Genomic DNA, 16,380 nt, shown 5'->3' with positions numbered 1-16,380 from the left:
TAGCCTTCGGCTTCGACGACATGTACCTGTACCGGCAGACCCGGCGGGCCCTCTGGCAACGGGTGCTGCCCGCGACGTACGCCCTGGTCACCGGCACCCTGACGGACGAGCAGCGGCGCATCTCGGCGGCGCTGTACGCCGGCGCCCAGGCCCAGCTGACCGGCCTGGCCGCACTGACCTGGTACGGCTTCCGGCAGAGCCCGCGCAGCGACGACGTACACCTGATCGTGCCGCATCACGCCCGACGCGCCTCGGCAGGATACGCGGTGATCTCGCGGGCTCTCGCCCTGGACAGTCGGGCCCGGACCACCCCGCTGTACGCGGTGTGCTCACCAGCCCGCGCGGTGGTCGACGCGGCGCGTGACCTGCGGCAACTCCGTCCGGTGCGGGCCATCGTGGCCGAGGCCGTGCAGCGAGGGTACGCCGACCTCACGACCCTGGACGAGGAGATCACCCGGGCGCGGCGCAGCCGGACGGCGCTGGTCAGAAAGGCGTTCGCGGAAGTGACGGCGGGTATCCGATCCGCGCCCGAGGCGGAGTTGCTCCAGTGTCTGGCCGACAGCAGCGTGCTGAGCGAGATCCACTGGAATCCCCGGCTGCTCGACCTGAACGGCGCCTCGCTGCCGACACCGGACGGCTATCTGGCCGACGCGGCGGTGGCGCTGGAGGTCGACTCGCAGGAGTACCACTTCCGACCTGCTGACTGGACGCGCACACTCGACCGGCACAACGAGTTGAGTCGGCTCGGGGTCCTGGTGCTGCACTTCACGCCGGCGCAGATCCGCCGCGAGCCGCGCCGGGTGCGCCGCACGGTGGAGGACGCGTACGACTCCCGACGTGGTTTCGGTGCCACCGTCCGGGTACGCCTCGACCAGCCCACTCGGCCCGCGTCTTGTTAAGAAGGGGCCCCTCCTCTACGCCAGGCGTTAAGAAGGGGCCCTTCCTTACAGCTTCACATCGCTCAGCAGCCGGGGAGGTGGTCGATCAGGTAGCGCTCGACCTGGTCCAGGGCGATGCGCTCCTGGGCCATGGTGTCCCGGTTGCGGATGGTCACCGCGTTGTCGTCCAGGGTGTCGAAGTCGACAGTGACGCAGAAGGGGGTGCCGATCTCGTCCTGCCGGCGGTAGCGGCGGCCGATGGCCTGCGAGTCGTCGAACTCGACCACCCAACGCTTGCGCAGCTGCGCGGCGAGGTCCTTGGCCTTCGGCGACAGGGCCTCGTTGCGCGACAGCGGCAGCACGGCCACCTTGATCGGGGCCAGCCGCGGGTCGAAGCGCATCACGGTGCGCTCCTCCATCTTGCCCTTGGCGTTCGGCGCCTGGTCGACGTCGTACGCCTCCAGCAGGAAGGCCAGCACCGCCCGGGTCAGGCCGGCGGCCGGCTCGATCACGTACGGCACCCAGCGCTCGCTCTTGGTCTGGTCGAAGTACGACAGGTCGACCCCGGAGTGCTTGCTGTGCGTGGTGAGGTCGAAGTCGGTGCGGTTGGCGACCCCTTCCAGCTCGGCGAACTCGCTGCCGCCGAACTGGAACCGGTACTCGATGTCGACCGTGCGCTTCGAGTAGTGGGAGAGCTTCTCCTTGGGGTGCTCGTAGAAGCGCAGGTTCTCCTCGGAGAGCCCCAGGTCGATGTACCAGTTCCAGCGCTCCTGAAGCCAGTACTCGTGCCACTGCTCGTCGGTGCCGGGCTCGACGAAGAACTCCATCTCCATCTGCTCGAACTCGCGGGTCCGGAAGATGAAGTTGCCCGGGGTGATCTCGTTGCGGAACGACTTGCCGGTCTGGGCGATGCCGAAGGGCGGCTTCTTCCGGGCCGCGTTCGCCACGTTGTTGTAGTTGACGAAGATGCCCTGGGCGGTCTCCGGGCGCAGGTAGTGCAGCCCTTCGTCGCTCTCCACCGGGCCCAGGTAGGTCTTCATCAGCCCGTTGAACATCTTGGGCTCGGTGAAGGTGCCCTTGTTGCCGCAGTTCGGGCAGTTCAGCTCGGTGAGGGAGGCCAGCGGCTTGCCGTGCTTCTCCTGGTACGCCTCTTCCAGGTGATCGGCCCGGAACCGCTTGTGGCAGGACTGGCACTCGGTCAGCGGGTCGACGAAGGCGTCGAGGTGGCCGGAGGCCGCCCACACGTCCCGGGCCAGGATGACCGCGGAGTCCAGCCCGACGACGTCGTCACGCTGCTGGACCATGGTCTTCCACCACTGGCGGCGGACGTTCTCCTTGAGTTCCACGCCGAGCGGACCGTAGTCCCACGCCGATCGGGTGCCTCCGTAGATCTCGCTGGAGGGGAAGACGAAGCCTCGGCGCTTGGCGAGGCTGACGATGGCGTCGATACGGTCGGCTGGCATGTTTCCTCCTACGCCGACTGGCGGTCGGCGGGGACCGATGGGATGAAGGGCACAGTTCAGGACAACGGTACGACCGCCGCTGTCCCGAACTCAGCACATTACCTGCGCCGGGTCAGTTGACTCCGCAGACCTCCATGCCTCCGGTCTGCTGGTCCTGGGCCAGGATGACCTGCTGGCGCTCCTGGCCACCCCCGGCGAAGGTGACGTCCACCGGCACGGTCAGGGTGGTGGTGTCCACGCTGCCGACCTGATAGGAGACGATCTGGGGCTCGGCGGCGGCGCGGCGTTCGAACTCCTGCCGGGACTCGCGCCGCTTGACCGCGTCGCAGAGCTGGTCGTACGCCTGGCCGTACTCGCCGTCGGCCAGGGCCCGGTAGTAGTCGCCGGAGACCGTACGGCCCTGCTCCTCGACCGCCTGCACCCCGCTGATCAGCAGACCGACCGCGGCGGCACCGCCACCACCGCAGCAGAGCACCAGGGCCAACGCCCCGGCACCGAGGCCGAGCCAGAGTCGGGAGCGACCCCCCTCGGTCGGCGGAGCCGCGAACGGCGGGGCCACTCCGGGGCCGGTCGGCGGGGCCGGGGGCCCGGGGTCGGCCGCACCGGGCGGGGGGAAGCCACCGTGGCCGGGGGGCCAGGGATTCTGCTGGCCGGACGGACTCTGCTGGCCGGGCAGCGGGGGGTGGGGTGGTGGGGCCGCCGGTCCGGGAACGGTCATGGGAGCCAGCGTAGTGCCCGACAGCTCAGCGGTAAGGACCCGCGGCCCGATCGCTGGCGACCACCACGACCTCCCCGTCCGGGGCGGCGCTGGCCAACGTCTCGTAGGCGGACGGCTCGTCGATGCTCTCGGCGAGCAGCGGTATCGCGGTGACCTTGACCTCGAAGCCACCGAGCGCCCGCCGGTAGGTGCCGACCGACTCCCATTCGGTGAGCAGGCACCAGTGTCGCGGGTCGTCCAGGGCCCGGACCAGTTGCCCGCGCAGGTAGCCGGGGCGGGCGGCGAGCGCCGCGAGGGCGGCGTGGGCCCGTTCGGTGAATTCCTGGGCACCGTCGTCCTCGACCACGAACCGGTTGGTCACCAGCACCGGGCACTCCTCCTCGTAAAGTCTGTGGGATGCAGCGTACGCAGCGCCAGATCGCCGCCCGCCTGGCCCGGGCCAACCCGACGACGGTGTTCCTGGTCACCCTGCTCCTGGTGCTTGTCGCGTTCTTCACCCCGGGCCCGCTGGGCGGGCTGTTCACCCTGCTGCTGGCCGCTGCGGTGGCCGCCCTGCTGGTGACGACCTGGCCGGTGCAGACGCCAGCCACCCGGGTGATCCGACTGTTGATGTTGACCCTGTTGGTCACCGTCGGCCTGGTGAAACTACTCTGATCAACCTGCCCTGACATGCAACTATGCGTTTTTGACAATCATTGTCATTGTCGCGGACAGTCGTTGCATGACCTTCCGCACCGCCTCCCGGGCGCTGGCCGCGGCCACTGCCGCGCTCGCCCTGACCCTCGTCACCGGCTGCACCGGCGACGAGGCGGCCGGCAACGACCCGGAGCGGGTTGACGTGGTGGCCGGCTTCTACCCCTTGCAGTTCCTGGCCGAGCGGATCGGCGGGGACGCCGTGGCGGTGACCAACCTGGCCCGCCCGGGCGCCGAGCCCCACGACCTGGAGCTGAACCCGCGGCAGGTCGGCCAGATCATCGACGCGGAGCTGATCGTCTTCCTGCACGGCTTCCAGCCGGCCGTGGACGAGGCGATCGAGCAGCACGGCGGCGACCACGCCTTCGACGTGGCCGAGGTGGAGCCACTGCTGGACGCCACCGCCGGTGGCCACGACCACGACCATGGTGATGACCACGACCACTCCGATGAGAAGTCCGACGGGGCGAAGGACCCCCACGTCTGGCTCGACCCGACCCGGCTGGCCACCATCGGCGACAAGCTGGCCGAGCGGCTCGGCGCGGTCGACCCGGACCACGCCGACGAGTACACCCAGCGGGCGGGCGCCCTGCGCACCGAGTTGGAGAAGCTGGACACCGAGTTCACCGAGGGGCTGAAGACCTGCCAGCGCCGGGAGATCGTGGTCAGCCACACCGCGTTCGGGTACCTGGCCCAGCGCTACCAGTTGGAGCAGATCGGCATCACCGGCCTCTCCCCCGAGGACGAGCCCTCCCCGCAGCGGCTGGCCACGGTCACCGAGGAGGCACGCGAGCACGGCGCCACCACGATCTTCTTCGAGACCCTGGTGAGCCCCAAGGTCGCCGAGACCATCGCCCGGGAGGTGGGGGCGCAGACCGCCGTGCTGGACCCCCTGGAGGGTCTGTCCGCCGAGGGCGGCGGACAGGACTACCTTTCGGTGATGCGTACCAACCTGCAGACCCTACGGACGGCGTTGAGCTGCTCGTGACGACCGAAGTCATCACTCTGACGCGCGGGGTGGTCGGCTACGAGGGCCGCCCCGTGCTGCGGGACGTCTCGCTGAGCGTGGCCGCCGGTGAGGTGGTCGCGATCCTCGGCGCCAACGGCTCCGGCAAGTCCACCCTGATCCGCGCCGTGCTCGGGCTGGTCCCGCTCAGCTCCGGCTCGGTCACCCTTTTCGGGGAGCCGGCCCGCCGGTTCCGCCAGTGGCACCGCATCGGGTACGTCCCGCAGCGGCTCGGCGCGGGCAGTGGCGTACCGGCCACGGTGGGCGAGGTGGTCGCCTCCGGCCGGCTGGCCCGTCGGGGGGTGCTGCGCCCGCCGGGGCGCGCCGACCGGGAGGCCGTGGCCGAGGCGCTGCGGGCCGTCGGGCTCGCCGACCGGGCGAAGGACCCGGTGTCCACCCTCTCCGGCGGACAGCAGCAGCGCACCCTGATCGCCCGCGCCCTGGCCGGTCGGCCGGAACTGCTGGTGCTCGACGAGCCCACCGCCGGGGTGGACGCCGCCAGTCAGGAGGCGTTCGCCGAGGCGCTGCGCGCCTTCGTCGACGGCGGCGGCACCGTACTGCTGGTGGCCCACGAACTGGGGCCCCTCCAGCCCCTGATCAGCCGGGCGGTCGTCGTACACCAGGGTCTGATCGCGCACGACGGCGCGGTGCCGGAACCGGCCGGGCACCACGCGGCGCCCGACCACGACCACGTGCATCCGCACTGTCCCGAGGAACCCGCCGGGTTGTGGGGCACGAATTGAACCTCTTCCAGTACGAGTACATGCAGAACGCCCTGATCGGGGCGCTGGTGATCGGCGTGGCCGCGCCGGCGCTCGGCATCTACCTGGTGCAGCGGCGGCTGGCCCTGATCGGGGACGGCATCGGGCATGTGGCCCTGACCGGTGTCGGCGCCGGCCTGCTCTTCGGCACCTCCCCGGTGATCATGGCGGTGATCGCTGCCGTCATCGGTGCGGTGGCCATCGAGCTGATCCGGGAGCGGGGCCGTACCTCCGGGGACCTGGCCCTGGCCCTGCTCTTCTACGGCGGCATCGCCGGTGGCGTGGTCCTGGTGGGGCTGTCCGACAGCACCAGCGCGAACCTCAACGCGTACCTGTTCGGGGCCCTCACCACCACATCTCGCGGTGACCTGGCCACCATCGCGGCGCTCGGCCTGGCGGTGCTGATCACGATGATCGCCCTGCGTCCGGCGTTGTTCGCGGTCTGCCAGGACGAGGAGTACGCCCGGGTCTCCGGCCTGCCGGTGCGGGCCCTGAACCTGCTGCTGGCGGTCACCACCGCGATCACCGTGACGATCGCGATGCGGGCGGTCGGGGTCCTGCTGATCAGTGCGCTGATGGTGGTGCCGGTGGCCACCGCCCAGCAGTTCACCCGAGGTTTCCGCACCACCATGACGGCGGCGATGGCCCTCGGTCTGTTCGCCGCCGGAGCGGGCATTTGGCTGGCGGCGGTGGCCGACACCGCCCCGGGCGCCTCCGTGGTGGTGCTCGCGATCGTCTCCTTCGTGGTGGTCACCCTGCTCGCCGCCGCCTGGCGCCGGATCCGTCGGACCCGGCCCGCGCCGGAGCCCGCACCGGAGCCACACGAGGTGGTGCTCGACCGATCCTGACCAACCCGGGCTTCCTGACACTGGTTATCGTTGCGGGGTGAGCAGCGGATCCGGGTACGACGCGTACGAGGGCGCCAGTGAGCTGCTGCGTGCCCTCTCCGCGCCGATCCGGCTGGCCATCGTCAGCCAACTGGCCGGGGGCGAGCGCTGCGTGCACGAGTTGGTCGACACCCTGGGCGTCACCCAGCCACTGGTCTCCCAGCACCTGCGGGTGCTGCGCGGCGCCGGTGTGGTGCGCGGCTCCCGGCGCGGCCGGGAGATCGCGTACAGCCTGGTCGACGAGCATGTGGCACACATCGTGGCCGACGCGGTGAGCCATGCCGGGGAGGGATCATGAGCGACGGTGGTACGGCGGTCCGTAACACCCGGCAACGCTCGGCTGTCAGCGCCCTGCTGGGCGAGGTGGAAGGCTTCCACAGTGCCCAGGACCTGCACGCGATGCTGCGCGAGCGCGGCGAACGGGTCGGCCTGACCACGGTCTACCGGACCCTGCAGAGCCTGGCCGACGCAGGCGAGATCGACGTGATGCGCCCGCCGGGCGGCGAGCACCTCTACCGCAGGTGCAGCGAGGGACACCACCACCACCTGGTCTGCCGGGCTTGTGGTCGTACGGTCGAGGTCGCCGGCCCCACCGTGGAGACCTGGGCCGACAAGGTCGCCGCCCAGCACGGCTTCACCGACGTCAGCCACACCCTGGAGATCTTCGGCACCTGCCCCACCTGCACCCCCTGACCCTCCTCCCGGTGGGGTGAGCGTGGCAGGGTGGGCGGCGTGAAGATTTATGCCGATCGCTTTCCGGTGGCGCTGCGACAGTTGCTCACCGATCTGCTCGTCGTCGCCTGGGTGTACGTGACGATTCGTGGGGTTCTGTGGTTGCACGATCTGGTGCAGCGACTGGCCGTACCGGGACAGAAGCTGGAAGGGGCCGGCGGTGGGCTGGCCGACAACCTGGCCGAGGCCGGTGGGAAGGTCGGCCGGGTGCCGCTGGTGGGCGACGAGTTGACCGCGCCCTTCGAGCGGGCGGCCGAGGCGGCCCGCTCCCTCGCCGAGGCCGGGCAGGACCAGCAGGAACTCGTCGACCAACTGGCTCTGGCACTGTCCGTCGGGATGGCGATCGTACCGCTCGGGCTTGTGGTGTTCGGGTGGCTGCCGCTGCGGGTGCGCTGGATGCGTCGGGCCGGCTCGGCGGCGGCACTGGCCACCGCACCCGCCGGGCGGGACCTGCTCGCGCTGCGCGCCCTGTCCACCCAGCCGATCCGCCGACTCACCCGCATCGACCCCGACGTGGCGCAGGCGTGGCGGCACGGCGACGAGCAGACCATCACCGCCCTGGCCGCCCTGGAACTACGCCACCTCGGCCTGCGCACCCCCACCACCCCACCGACCTCCTCCCCCACCCGCCCGCGTTGATCAAGAGGTTTGCGGCGCGGATCCTGCCGCAAACCTCTTGATCAACAGGGGCGGGGTCAGTCGTTGGACAGGCCGCTGGGGTCTTCGTCGTCGTCGATGTCGTCGTCGCCCCAGTTGCGGCGGGAGAACGGCAGGATCAGCCAGAAGGTGAGGAACCAGAGGCCGGTGACCGCGCTGAGCAGGAAGGCGATCGGCCGGGCCAGCACGAAGTCCGTGATCAGCAGGACCGAGCTGACCATCGCGATCAGCATCAGGGCCAGGCCGCCGGAGGCCATCCGGTGGGCGAACCGGACCAGATCCGGCTTACGTCCCTGGCGGAACAGTGCCCGGTGGAACGCCACCGGCGAGATGATCATCGCGGTGGCGCCGGCCGCCGCGAGCAGGGCGACGATGTAGACGTCCCGCTGGAACGGGGTGGTGTCGTCGAAGCCGTTGCTGAACGGCAGGGTCAACAGGAAGGCGAAGAGGATCTGTACGCCGGTCTGTGCTACCCGCAACTCCTGCAACAGGTCGGCGAAGTTGCGCTGCCATCGCTGCTTCTCGGTTTCCTTGGACACCGCTGACCTCCGGGGGTACGGCACGCCGTCGGCGCGATTCGGCGACGGCGGCAACGCTGATTGCCCCACCGCCCTCGTTCCGAAACCGCCTCCGACAGCAACCGCCCGCCGTACTCAGGCGACGGAACGGACCCGGGTCACGATGGCCTCGGCCAGTCGGGTCGGTACCTGGTCCGGAATCCAGTGGCTGACCCCGGCCAGTTCCACGAACCGGTAGTCCCCACGTACGTGGCTAGCGCAGGCCTCGGCGGCGGTACGCCCGATCGCCACGTCCCGGTCGCTCCACACGAAGGTGGTCGGCACGGTCACCGGGCCGATCGCCGCCAGGTCCGCCTGGGACATCGCCCGGTACCAGTTCAGGGCGGCGGTCAGGGCGCCGGGTTCGCGCATCGGTTCGGCGTACGTGGACACCCGCGCCGGATCCCCGACCCCGCGCAGCATCCCGCGCAGCCCTCGGGCCTTCAGGGCCAGCAGGGTCTTCTCGGCCACCCCGGGCCGACGGAACAGCATCATGTACGCCGAGCGCGCCTTCTGCTGCGAGTCCTCGGCGAGGGCGTACGCCATGGCGGCCGGATGGGGCACGGAGACGGCGGTCAGGGTGCGGACCCGCTCCGGATGCCCGGCGGCCAGCGCCCAGGCGACCACGGCACCCCAGTCGTGCCCCACCACGTGGGCGGAGTCGACACCGAGGGCGTCCAGGATGGCGGCCGCGTCGGCTACCAACTCCGCCAGCCGGTACGCCTCCACGGAGGTCGGGCGGGCGCCCGGGGAGTAGCCGCGCTGGTTGACCGCGTAGGTGCGCAGACCGGCCACGTGCAGGGTCGTCGTCACGTCGTTCCACTCGCCCGCGTGCTGCGGGAAACCGTGCAGCAGCAGCACCGGTGCACCGTCCTGCGGGCCACCGGCGACGACGTCGAACCGCAGACCTCGGGCGTCGATGTGCATGAACGGCAGCCTACCGAGGTCGGCGCTCAGTCGTACTGCTGCTTGGGGGTGGGTATCCGCCGCCAGGACTCGACCTGGAGGTACGGGATCTCGGCGTCGTTGACCGGGTCACGACCGATCCGGTCGCTGTACCGGCCGACCACCTCCACCCAGGTGTCGTCCGGCAACCCGACCGGCACCTCGCCGGTGAGCCCGAGCTTGACCGGCCGCCCGTCGGCCGCGCAGCAGGACAGCACCATGCGGGCCAGAATCGGTCGGCCGTCCCCGCCGGTGGTGAGGAAGCCGGTCAACTGCACCCGCCGGTCGCCGATCGAGGCGCCCCGGTCGAACAGGGCCCGCGCCGCGTAGTCCAGGACGCTGACCGGTGCCGGGTCGGCGTCGGGCAGGGGCGGGTAGTCCGACTGTCGCGGGGCGTTCAGGGCGGTGCCGGACTGGCTGGCCGCGTACGAGCCCAGAGCTGGTGGGGCCACCAGCAGCAGGCCGAGCACCGGCAGGATGAGCAGCCAACCCACCCGGGGTTCGTGGTGGGGGTGCCCGTCATGCTCCACGGCGGGATCATCGGCGGCCGGGCGCAGCTCGTACCACAGGGTCATGATCGCGGCGACCACCAGCAGCAGGCCGGCGGCGATCAGGAAGGGTCGCAGCCCTTCCTTGACATAGCGCAGGTAGAGGTCGGTGAGGCTGGCCCGCAGCACCGCCCCGCCGAACAGCAGCAGGAGCACCCCCTGGGCCTGCCGGTTCACAGCAGCACCACCCCGACCCCGGCGGCGACCAGCAGGGCCACCGCGAAGGTGGCCGGGGCGAACCGGAAGGCGAATCGGCGCCCGAAGACACCGGCCTGCATCGAGATCAGCTTGAGGTCGACCATCGGCCCCACCACCAGGAAGACCAGTCGGGAGGTCAGGGAGAACTGGGACAGCGAGGCCGCCACGAAGGCGTCCGCCTCGGAGCAGAGCGACAACAGTACGGCGAGAATCGCCAGCACCAGGACGGACAGCCAGGGGTTGTCGGCGAGGGTCTGCAACCATCGTTCCGGCACCAGGACGTTGATGCTGGCGGCGGCCATCGCACCGAGCACCAGGAAGCCACCGGCCTGGGTGACGTCGTGCCGGACGGCGGCCCAGAAGGCCCGACCCCGGCGGGGGTCCTCCAGCTCCGGTCGGCGCGGCATCCTGATCCACTCGGTGCGACCCAGTCGCAGCCACAGCCAGCCCATCACCATGGCCACCACGAGGCTGGCCAGGCCTCGGGCGAGGACCATCTCGAGGTTGTTCGGGAAGGCGACCGCGGTGGCGGTCAGCACGATCGGGTTGACCGCCGGTGCGGCCAGCAGGAAGGCCAGGGCGGCGGCCGGGGTGACCCCCCGGCGGATCAGGGAACCGGCGATCGGTACGGAGCCGCACTCGCAGCCGGGCAGCACCACCCCGGCCGCGCTGGCCGCCGGTACCGCCAGGGCCGGGTGTCGGGGCAGCGCCCGGGCCCAGAACGACCGGGGTACGAAGACCGCGATCACGGCCGAGAGCAGCACTCCGAAGACCAGAAAGGGCACCGCCTGCACCATGATCGAGACGAACACGGTGGTCCAGGTCTGCAGGCGCGGATCGTCCAACGCCCCGGCCAGCGGATCACGGAAGATGACCAGCAGGATCAGCAGCCCGGCCAGCACCTCCACGGAGCCGACCCGGTCACCGACCCATCGCCGCAGCACCCCACTGCCCGGCTGAGGCACGGGGTCGGTGGCGGTGCCGGTCGGACCGTTCTGCGGTTCGTCGACCGGTACGGCTTGATTCGTGTCTGTGCTCACCCTGCCGTCTCTTCACCCCGATGGTTCGGCGGGCTGAGAGTACCGGCCGGGGACGGTGAGGTCGATGGATGTCGGCCAAACGGGGGGATCCGCCGGGTGGGCGTACCCCCTTGGCGACCTCGACCGGGCCGCACCCGGCCCGACCTGCTAGATCACGTTGCCTGTTGATCTTTAAAGGTGTTAGCGTCGGCGAGACAACTTCACCTCCGACAGGGGAGCGCACAGCGCTGAGAGTGCGGGTTCGCCCGCAGACCCTCCGTACCTGATCTGGGTAATGCCAGCGCAGGGAGTTCGGTCCACCTCCTGCCCGCCACGGCCCGGTGCCGTCGGGCGCGGCGTGCGTCTTACCTGGTTCGACACTGGACTGGGAGCAATCATGAGCCAACCGACCACCAACCGGTGGCGCACCATCGACATCGTCGTGGCCGCAGTGATCGCGGTCGCCTTCGGCGTGATCTTCTGGGCCTGGGGCGCGGTCTGGCGGGTCGCGGACCCCGCCTTCGCCTTCTTCCCGGCCAGCCAGGCCATCATGTACGGGGTCTGGCTGGTCCCGGCGGTGCTCGGCGGGCTGGTGATCCGTAAGCCGGGTGCCGCGCTGTTCTGCGAGGCGGTCGCGGCTACGGTCTCCGCACTGCTGGGCTCGGAGTGGGGCGGTGTCACCATCGTCCAGGGTCTGATCCAGGGTCTCGGTGCGGAACTGGCCTTCGCCGCCTTCCGGTACCGCTCCTTCCGGCTGCCGACCGCACTGCTGGCCGGCGCGCTGACCGGTCTGGGTGCCGCCCTGTTCGACTTCTTCGTCTGGAACACCGCGTACGAGCTGGGCAGCTACCGGATCCCGTACGCGCTGCTCACCGTGGTCAGCGCCACCGTGGTAGCCGGCGCCGGCGGCTACGCCCTCACCAAGGCGCTCGCCGGCACCGGCGTCCTGGACCGCTTCCCCGCCGGCCGCAACCGCCCCCTCGTCTAACACCACCCTTCACTCCTGTTGATCAAGAGGTTTGCGTCTGGCGAGCCGCGATTCCAGACGCAAACTTCTTGATCACCGCAACGATCGGGGGTGGGGGTTGGGAAGCAGTGAGGGGAGGAGAGGAGTGGTGGGGGTGGGTGGGGTTTGGGTGCGGGGGTTTGGGTGGCGGCATGCGGGGCGGCGGGCCTGGGCCCTGCGGGGGGTGGACCTGCGGGTGCGGCGGGGCGAGCGGGTGTTGCTGCTCGGGCCCTCCGGGGCGGGCAAGAGCACTCTGCTGGCGGCGCTGGCGGGGCTGCTGCCGGAGGACTCCGGTGAGCAGGAGGGCACCATCGAGATCGACGGTCGCCCCCCGACCGAGACCCGGGAACGGGTCGGCATCGTCTTCCAGGATCCGCAGTCCCAACTCGTCATGGCCCGCAGCGGCGACGATGTGGCGTTCGGGCTGGAGAACCGGGGGGTACCGGCGGCCCAGATCTGGCCCCGGGTGGACGAGGCGCTGCACCGGGTCGGGTTCCCGTACCACCGGGACCGCCCCACCGCGGCACTCTCCGGCGGCGAACAGCAGCGGCTGGCCCTGGCCGGGGCCCTAGCACTCCGCCCCGACCTGCTGCTGCTCGACGAGCCCACCGCCAACCTCGACCCGGCCGGGGCGGACCTGGTCCGCACCGCGATCGCCCGCGCGGTCGGCGGCGACACCACCCTGATCCTGGTCGAGCACCGGATCTCCGACGCCCTGCCCCTGGTGGACCGGGTGGTGGTACTCGAACCCGGCGGCGGGGTGCGGGCCGACGGCCCACCGGATCAGGTCTTCGCCGCCCACGGGGACGCCCTGGCCGCCGAGGGGGTCTGGGTGCCGGGCCGCCAGCTTCCCCCGCGCCAGGCCACCACCCCGGCCGGCGAGGTGTTACTCACCGCCGACGGGCTCGGCCAGCCGCCCCGGCTGGCCTCCACCGATCTGACCGTACGCGCAGGTGAGGCGCTGGCCGTGCTCGGTCCCAACGGTGCCGGCAAGTCCACCCTGGCGTTGCTGCTCGGCGGACTGGGCAAGCCGGGTACCGGACGGCTGTCGGCCAGCGCGGAGCTGGCCGGGGCGGACGCCCACCGGCCACCGCACCGCTGGCGCGCACCGGCACTGGCCCGCCGGATCGGCTCGGTGTTCCAGGATCCGGAGCACCAGTTCGTCACCAGTACGGTCTTCGACGAACTGGCCCTGGGCCCCCGGCGTACCGGTGCCGGCGAGGCGACGATCCGCGACCGGGTGGACGAGTTGCTGCACCGGCTGCGGTTGGACAAGCTGGCCGGGGCCAACCCGTACACCCTCTCCGGTGGCGAGGCGCGGCGGCTGAGTGTGGCGACCGCGCTGGCCACCGCGCCCCGGCTGTTGATCTGCGACGAGCCCACCTTCGGGCAGGACCGGCGGACCTGGCGGGAGTTGGTGGACCTCTTCGCACAGCTGCGCGACGGCGGCCACGGCCTGGTGACGGTCACCCACGACGCCGACTTCGTCGCCGCACTGGCCGACCGCACCCTGACGCTGCAGCCGACTGGCGAGACCCGGCGGGCGGCGGAGGATCGATGATCGACCTTGAACCGGTCGCCCGGCCGGACGCCCCGCTGGCCCGCCGCAATCCGGTGGCCAAGCTGGCCGCGGCGCTGCTGTTCGCGTTCCCGCTGCTGGCGACGCTGGATCCGGTGACACCGGCGATCGCCCTGGCGGTGGAATTGGCGGTACTGCCGTTGTTCGGGGTGCGTTACCGGGTGCTGTTCCGCCGGGCCTGGCCGTTGTTGATCGCCGCTGGTGGGGTACTGGTGGCGCTGGTGCTGTTCGCCGCTGACCGGTCGGGCCGGGTACTGCTCGACGCCGGACCGGTCATGGTCACCTCCTCGGTGCTGTTCACCGCCCTCGGCCTGGTGCTGCGCCTGTTCGCGGTAGCCCTGCCCGGAGTGATCGTCTTCGCCACCACCGATCCGACCGAACTGGCTGACGCACTGGTGCAGAACGCGAAGGCCCCGGCCCGGTTCGCCATCGGCGCGCTGGCCGCCTTCCGGCTGTTGCCGCTGCTCGGCCAGGAGTGGCAGATGATCGTCATGGCCCGCCGGGCCCGGGGCGTGGAGGCCGGACGCAACCCGGTGGCCAAGCTGCGGCTGTTCATGTCGACCGCGTTCACCCTGCTGGTCGGGGCGATCCGCCGGGGCACCCGGCTGGCGGTCGCCATGGACGCCCGGGGTTTCGACTCCACCGCCCCGCGCACCTTCGCCCGCCGCCAATCCTTCGGCACCGCCGACTGGCTGCTGCTCGTCTGCGCCCCCGCCCTGGCCGCCGCCGCCCTCACCATCAGCATCACCCTAGGCACCTTCACCCCCCTGACCCCCTGACCCCCCTCCTCCCACACCCCGCCCCGCCCTCGCCCCGCCGATCATGCAGTTTTTGTCCCCGCATAAGGGATATTCTTCGCGCAATGGCGACCGAAACTGCATGATCGACGAGGCAGGGGGCGGGTGAGGCGAGCCTGGTGGGGTGCGGGGTGCGACCACATGGTGACCAGGGGTGGGGGTTGACGCGGGTGGCCATCGAAGCGCGCTACGGTCGCAGCACTACTGACAGACGCGGAAGGTGGCGACGAGGATGGCGGATCGGGCTACGGCGCAGATCGGTGTGACCGGGCTGGCGGTGATGGGTCGAAATCTGGCCCGCAACCTGGCCCGCAACGGGTTCACCGTGGCGTTGCACAACCGCTCGCCGGAGCGGACCCGGTCGCTGGTGGCCGAGCACGGCGACGAGGGCACCTTCGTCCCGACGGAGTCCCTTGCGGACTTCGTCGCCGCGCTGGAACGCCCCCGCGCCGTGATCATCATGGTCAAGGCGGGCGGCCCCACCGACGCGGTGATCGACGAACTGGTGCCGCTGCTCGAAGCGGGCGACATCATCATCGACTGCGGCAACGCGCACTTCGCGGACACCCGTCGGCGGGAGGAGGCGCTGCGGGCCAAGGGCCTGCACTTCGTCGGCACCGGGGTCTCCGGTGGTGAGGAGGGCGCCCTGTGGGGGCCCAGCATCATGCCGGGTGGCTCCGCCGAGTCGTACCGGAAGCTGGGGCCGATCTTCGAGAAGATCGCCGCGCAGGTCGAGGGTGAGCCCTGCTGCCAGCATGTCGGGCCGGACGGCGCCGGGCACTTCGTGAAGATGGTCCACAACGGCATCGAGTACGCCGACATGCAGCTCATCGCCGAGGCGTACGACCTGTTGCGGGCCGGCCTGGGTGCGACGCCCTCGGAGCTCGCGGAGATCTTCCGGGAGTGGAACTCCGGCGAGCTGGAGTCCTTCCTCATCGAGATCACCGCCGAGGTGCTGGCGCACACCGACGCCGCCACCGGCGAGGCCTTCGTGGACGTCGTGCAGGACCGGGCCGAGCAGAAGGGCACCGGCCGGTGGACCGTCCAGATCGCCCTGGACCTAGGCATCCCGATCACCGGCATCGCCGAGGCGACCTTCGCCCGGTCGCTGTCCGGGCACGTCGATCAGCGCGAGGCCGCCCTCCGGGCCTTCCCCGGCGGCGGGGAGAAGCTCCAGGTCACCGACCGCGAGGCGTTCATCGAGGACGTACGCCGGGCCCTGCTGGCCTCGAAGATCGTCGCGTACGCCCAGGGCTTCGATCAGATCCGCGCCGGCAGCGCCGAGTACGACTGGAACATCGACCTCGGCGGCACCGCCCGCATCTGGCGGGGTGGCTGCATCATCCGGGCCCGCTTCCTGGACCGGATCAAGCAGGCGTACGACGAGCAGCCGGAGCTGCCCACCCTGCTGGTGGCGCCGTGGTTCGCCGACACCGTGCGTGACGGGGTACCGAGTTGGCGGCGGGTGGTGGCCGAGGCGGCCCAGGCCGGGGTCCCGACCCCCGCCTTCGCCTCCTCCCTGGCCTACTTCGACGCGCTGCGCGCCGAGCGGCTACCGGCCGCCCTGATCCAGGGCCTGCGGGACAACTTCGGGGCGCACACCTACCGCCGGGTGGACCGCGAGGGGTCCTTCCACACCCTGTGGGCCACCCCGGACCGCGCCGAGGTCGAAGCCTGAGGCCACCCGAGTGAACACCGACGCGCCCTGTCCCGAATGAGCGGGGCAGGGCGCGTCGGGTTACCGGATCAGAAGAAGCGGCGACGCCGGGCCTTCTGGGGGCGCAGCAGGTCGGCTCCCCGGGTGAGCATTCGGCTGGCCCCGGAAGGACCGCGTCGCGACTCCAGAGAGTGGCTGAGTCGGCGAGCACCTGCGGCCGCCAACGGAACCGCCACGGCCATCACCGCCCACTGGGCTACACGCTTGCGCATCATGTGG

At 71.1% G+C, this 16,380-nt stretch carries 20 protein-coding genes and 1 riboswitch; of the genes, 12 read left to right on the top strand and 8 right to left on the bottom strand.

Going from position 1 to position 16,380, the window contains the following annotated elements; all coding sequences use genetic code 11:
- Positions 1 to 20: 20 nt before the first annotated feature.
- Positions 21 to 899 (top strand): hypothetical protein, encoded by an 879-nt coding sequence (locus tag ABZ795_RS21765; RefSeq protein WP_357531639.1) that lies wholly within the window; start codon positions 21 to 23, stop codon positions 897 to 899.
- 62 nt (positions 900 to 961) lie between these two features.
- On the opposite strand, the gene ABZ795_RS21760 is transcribed toward ABZ795_RS21765, so the two are convergent.
- The 3 genes from ABZ795_RS21760 to ABZ795_RS21750 all read right to left on the bottom strand — a co-directional run bounded on the left by ABZ795_RS21760 (position 962) and on the right by ABZ795_RS21750 (position 3,426).
- Positions 962 to 2,341, bottom strand: a complete 1,380-nt coding sequence (locus ABZ795_RS21760) for a glycine--tRNA ligase (protein ID WP_327024546.1) — start codon at positions 2,339 to 2,341, stop codon at positions 962 to 964.
- Between the two features lie 112 nt (positions 2,342 to 2,453).
- Entirely contained in the window at positions 2,454 to 2,900 is a 447-nt protein-coding gene (locus tag ABZ795_RS21755) for a hypothetical protein (protein WP_327027011.1), read from the bottom strand.
- Positions 2,901 to 3,084: 184 nt separating this feature from the next.
- Positions 3,085 to 3,426, bottom strand: a complete 342-nt coding sequence (locus tag ABZ795_RS21750) for an antibiotic biosynthesis monooxygenase (protein ID WP_327024545.1) — start codon at positions 3,424 to 3,426, stop codon at positions 3,085 to 3,087.
- Positions 3,427 to 3,455: 29 nt separating this feature from the next.
- Here ABZ795_RS21750 and ABZ795_RS21745 point away from each other — a divergent pair, with 29 nt between their 5' ends.
- From ABZ795_RS21745 to ABZ795_RS21715, 7 genes are all read left to right on the top strand, one after another.
- Positions 3,456 to 3,713 (top strand): hypothetical protein, encoded by a 258-nt coding sequence (locus ABZ795_RS21745; protein ID WP_327024544.1) that lies wholly within the window; start codon positions 3,456 to 3,458, stop codon positions 3,711 to 3,713.
- A 67-nt stretch (positions 3,714 to 3,780) separates the two neighbouring features.
- Positions 3,781 to 4,740, top strand: a complete 960-nt coding sequence (locus ABZ795_RS21740) for a metal ABC transporter substrate-binding protein (RefSeq protein WP_357531638.1) — start codon at positions 3,781 to 3,783, stop codon at positions 4,738 to 4,740.
- Positions 4,737 to 5,501: an ABC transporter ATP-binding protein gene (locus ABZ795_RS21735; RefSeq protein ID WP_357531637.1), complete on the top strand. Its 765-nt coding sequence runs from the start codon at positions 4,737 to 4,739 to the stop codon at positions 5,499 to 5,501. The genes ABZ795_RS21740 and ABZ795_RS21735 overlap by 4 nt, the downstream gene beginning before the upstream one ends.
- Complete coding sequence (locus ABZ795_RS21730) at positions 5,498 to 6,367, top strand: metal ABC transporter permease (protein WP_357531670.1); 870 nt, start codon at positions 5,498 to 5,500, stop codon at positions 6,365 to 6,367. Before ABZ795_RS21735 ends, ABZ795_RS21730 begins: the two co-directional genes overlap by 4 nt.
- Before the next feature lie 37 nt (positions 6,368 to 6,404).
- A complete protein-coding gene (locus ABZ795_RS21725; RefSeq protein ID WP_327024541.1) occupies positions 6,405 to 6,704 on the top strand; it encodes a metalloregulator ArsR/SmtB family transcription factor in 300 nt (99 codons plus the stop codon).
- Positions 6,701 to 7,099 carry a transcriptional repressor gene (locus tag ABZ795_RS21720; RefSeq protein WP_357531636.1) on the top strand — a complete coding sequence of 133 codons (399 nt, stop codon included), beginning with the start codon at positions 6,701 to 6,703 and terminating at the stop codon, positions 7,097 to 7,099. The genes ABZ795_RS21725 and ABZ795_RS21720 overlap by 4 nt, the downstream gene beginning before the upstream one ends.
- 39 nt (positions 7,100 to 7,138) lie before the next feature.
- A complete protein-coding gene (locus ABZ795_RS21715; RefSeq protein ID WP_327024539.1) occupies positions 7,139 to 7,777 on the top strand; it encodes a hypothetical protein in 639 nt (212 codons plus the stop codon).
- A 56-nt stretch (positions 7,778 to 7,833) separates the two neighbouring features.
- Here the strand turns inward: ABZ795_RS21715 and ABZ795_RS21710 are convergent, their stop codons facing one another.
- The 4 genes from ABZ795_RS21710 to ABZ795_RS21695 form a co-directional block, all read right to left on the bottom strand.
- Positions 7,834 to 8,334, bottom strand: coding sequence for a DUF6328 family protein (locus ABZ795_RS21710; RefSeq protein ID WP_327024538.1), 501 nt, complete (start codon positions 8,332 to 8,334; stop codon positions 7,834 to 7,836).
- A 114-nt stretch (positions 8,335 to 8,448) separates the two neighbouring features.
- Positions 8,449 to 9,279, bottom strand: a complete 831-nt coding sequence (locus ABZ795_RS21705; RefSeq protein ID WP_357531635.1) for an alpha/beta hydrolase — start codon at positions 9,277 to 9,279, stop codon at positions 8,449 to 8,451.
- A 26-nt stretch (positions 9,280 to 9,305) separates the two neighbouring features.
- Positions 9,306 to 10,022: a TIGR03943 family protein gene (locus tag ABZ795_RS21700; RefSeq protein ID WP_357531634.1), complete on the bottom strand. Its 717-nt coding sequence runs from the start codon at positions 10,020 to 10,022 to the stop codon at positions 9,306 to 9,308.
- The gene (locus ABZ795_RS21695) at positions 10,019 to 11,008 is read right to left on the bottom strand and encodes a permease (RefSeq protein ID WP_357531669.1); all 990 of its coding nucleotides are present in this window, start codon (positions 11,006 to 11,008) and stop codon (positions 10,019 to 10,021) included. Before ABZ795_RS21695 ends, ABZ795_RS21700 begins: the two co-directional genes overlap by 4 nt.
- A gap of 276 nt (positions 11,009 to 11,284) precedes the next feature.
- Positions 11,285 to 11,390, top strand: a riboswitch (TPP riboswitch).
- 69 nt (positions 11,391 to 11,459) lie between these two features.
- Between ABZ795_RS21695 and ABZ795_RS21690 the strand changes: the two genes are divergently transcribed.
- From ABZ795_RS21690 to gndA, 4 genes are all read left to right on the top strand, one after another.
- A complete protein-coding gene (locus ABZ795_RS21690; RefSeq protein ID WP_327024535.1) occupies positions 11,460 to 12,050 on the top strand; it encodes an ECF transporter S component in 591 nt (196 codons plus the stop codon).
- Between the two features lie 133 nt (positions 12,051 to 12,183).
- The gene (locus ABZ795_RS21685) at positions 12,184 to 13,629 is read left to right on the top strand and encodes an ABC transporter ATP-binding protein (protein ID WP_327024534.1); all 1,446 of its coding nucleotides are present in this window, start codon (positions 12,184 to 12,186) and stop codon (positions 13,627 to 13,629) included.
- Complete coding sequence (locus ABZ795_RS21680) at positions 13,626 to 14,426, top strand: energy-coupling factor transporter transmembrane component T (protein WP_357531633.1); 801 nt, start codon at positions 13,626 to 13,628, stop codon at positions 14,424 to 14,426. The genes ABZ795_RS21685 and ABZ795_RS21680 overlap by 4 nt, the downstream gene beginning before the upstream one ends.
- 250 nt (positions 14,427 to 14,676) lie before the next feature.
- Positions 14,677 to 16,122, top strand: a complete 1,446-nt coding sequence (gndA, locus tag ABZ795_RS21675) for an NADP-dependent phosphogluconate dehydrogenase (RefSeq protein ID WP_357531632.1) — start codon at positions 14,677 to 14,679, stop codon at positions 16,120 to 16,122.
- Positions 16,123 to 16,190: 68 nt separating this feature from the next.
- On the opposite strand, the gene ABZ795_RS21670 is transcribed toward gndA, so the two are convergent.
- On the bottom strand, positions 16,191 to 16,376 hold the full coding sequence (locus tag ABZ795_RS21670) for a hypothetical protein (protein ID WP_327024531.1): 186 nt from the start codon (positions 16,374 to 16,376) through the stop codon (positions 16,191 to 16,193).
- Positions 16,377 to 16,380: the final 4 nt, after the last annotated feature.

The sequence above is a fragment of the Micromonospora sp. NPDC047134 genome (assembly GCF_040643455.1).
Lineage (GTDB): Bacteria > Actinomycetota > Actinomycetes > Mycobacteriales > Micromonosporaceae > Micromonospora.
This window is presented reverse-complemented; position numbering and strand designations above follow the sequence as displayed.

Excerpts from the sequence above, each read along its gene's own strand:
- ABZ795_RS21765 (WP_357531639.1), top strand. The coding sequence starts at position 21 with ATGTACCTGTACCGGCAGACCCGGCGGGCCCTCTGGCAACGGGTGCTG.
- ABZ795_RS21760 (WP_327024546.1), bottom strand. The coding sequence starts at position 2,341 with ATGCCAGCCGACCGTATCGACGCCATCGTCAGCCTCGCCAAGCGCCGA.
- ABZ795_RS21720 (WP_357531636.1), top strand. The coding sequence starts at position 6,701 with ATGAGCGACGGTGGTACGGCGGTCCGTAACACCCGGCAACGCTCGGCT.
- ABZ795_RS21745 (WP_327024544.1), top strand. The coding sequence starts at position 3,456 with ATGCAGCGTACGCAGCGCCAGATCGCCGCCCGCCTGGCCCGGGCCAAC.
- ABZ795_RS21680 (WP_357531633.1), top strand. The coding sequence starts at position 13,626 with ATGATCGACCTTGAACCGGTCGCCCGGCCGGACGCCCCGCTGGCCCGC.
- ABZ795_RS21705 (WP_357531635.1), bottom strand. The coding sequence starts at position 9,279 with ATGCACATCGACGCCCGAGGTCTGCGGTTCGACGTCGTCGCCGGTGGC.
- ABZ795_RS21670 (WP_327024531.1), bottom strand. The coding sequence starts at position 16,376 with ATGATGCGCAAGCGTGTAGCCCAGTGGGCGGTGATGGCCGTGGCGGTT.
- ABZ795_RS21740 (WP_357531638.1), top strand. The coding sequence starts at position 3,781 with ATGACCTTCCGCACCGCCTCCCGGGCGCTGGCCGCGGCCACTGCCGCG.
- gndA (WP_357531632.1), top strand. The coding sequence starts at position 14,677 with ATGGCGGATCGGGCTACGGCGCAGATCGGTGTGACCGGGCTGGCGGTG.
- ABZ795_RS21690 (WP_327024535.1), top strand. The coding sequence starts at position 11,460 with ATGAGCCAACCGACCACCAACCGGTGGCGCACCATCGACATCGTCGTG.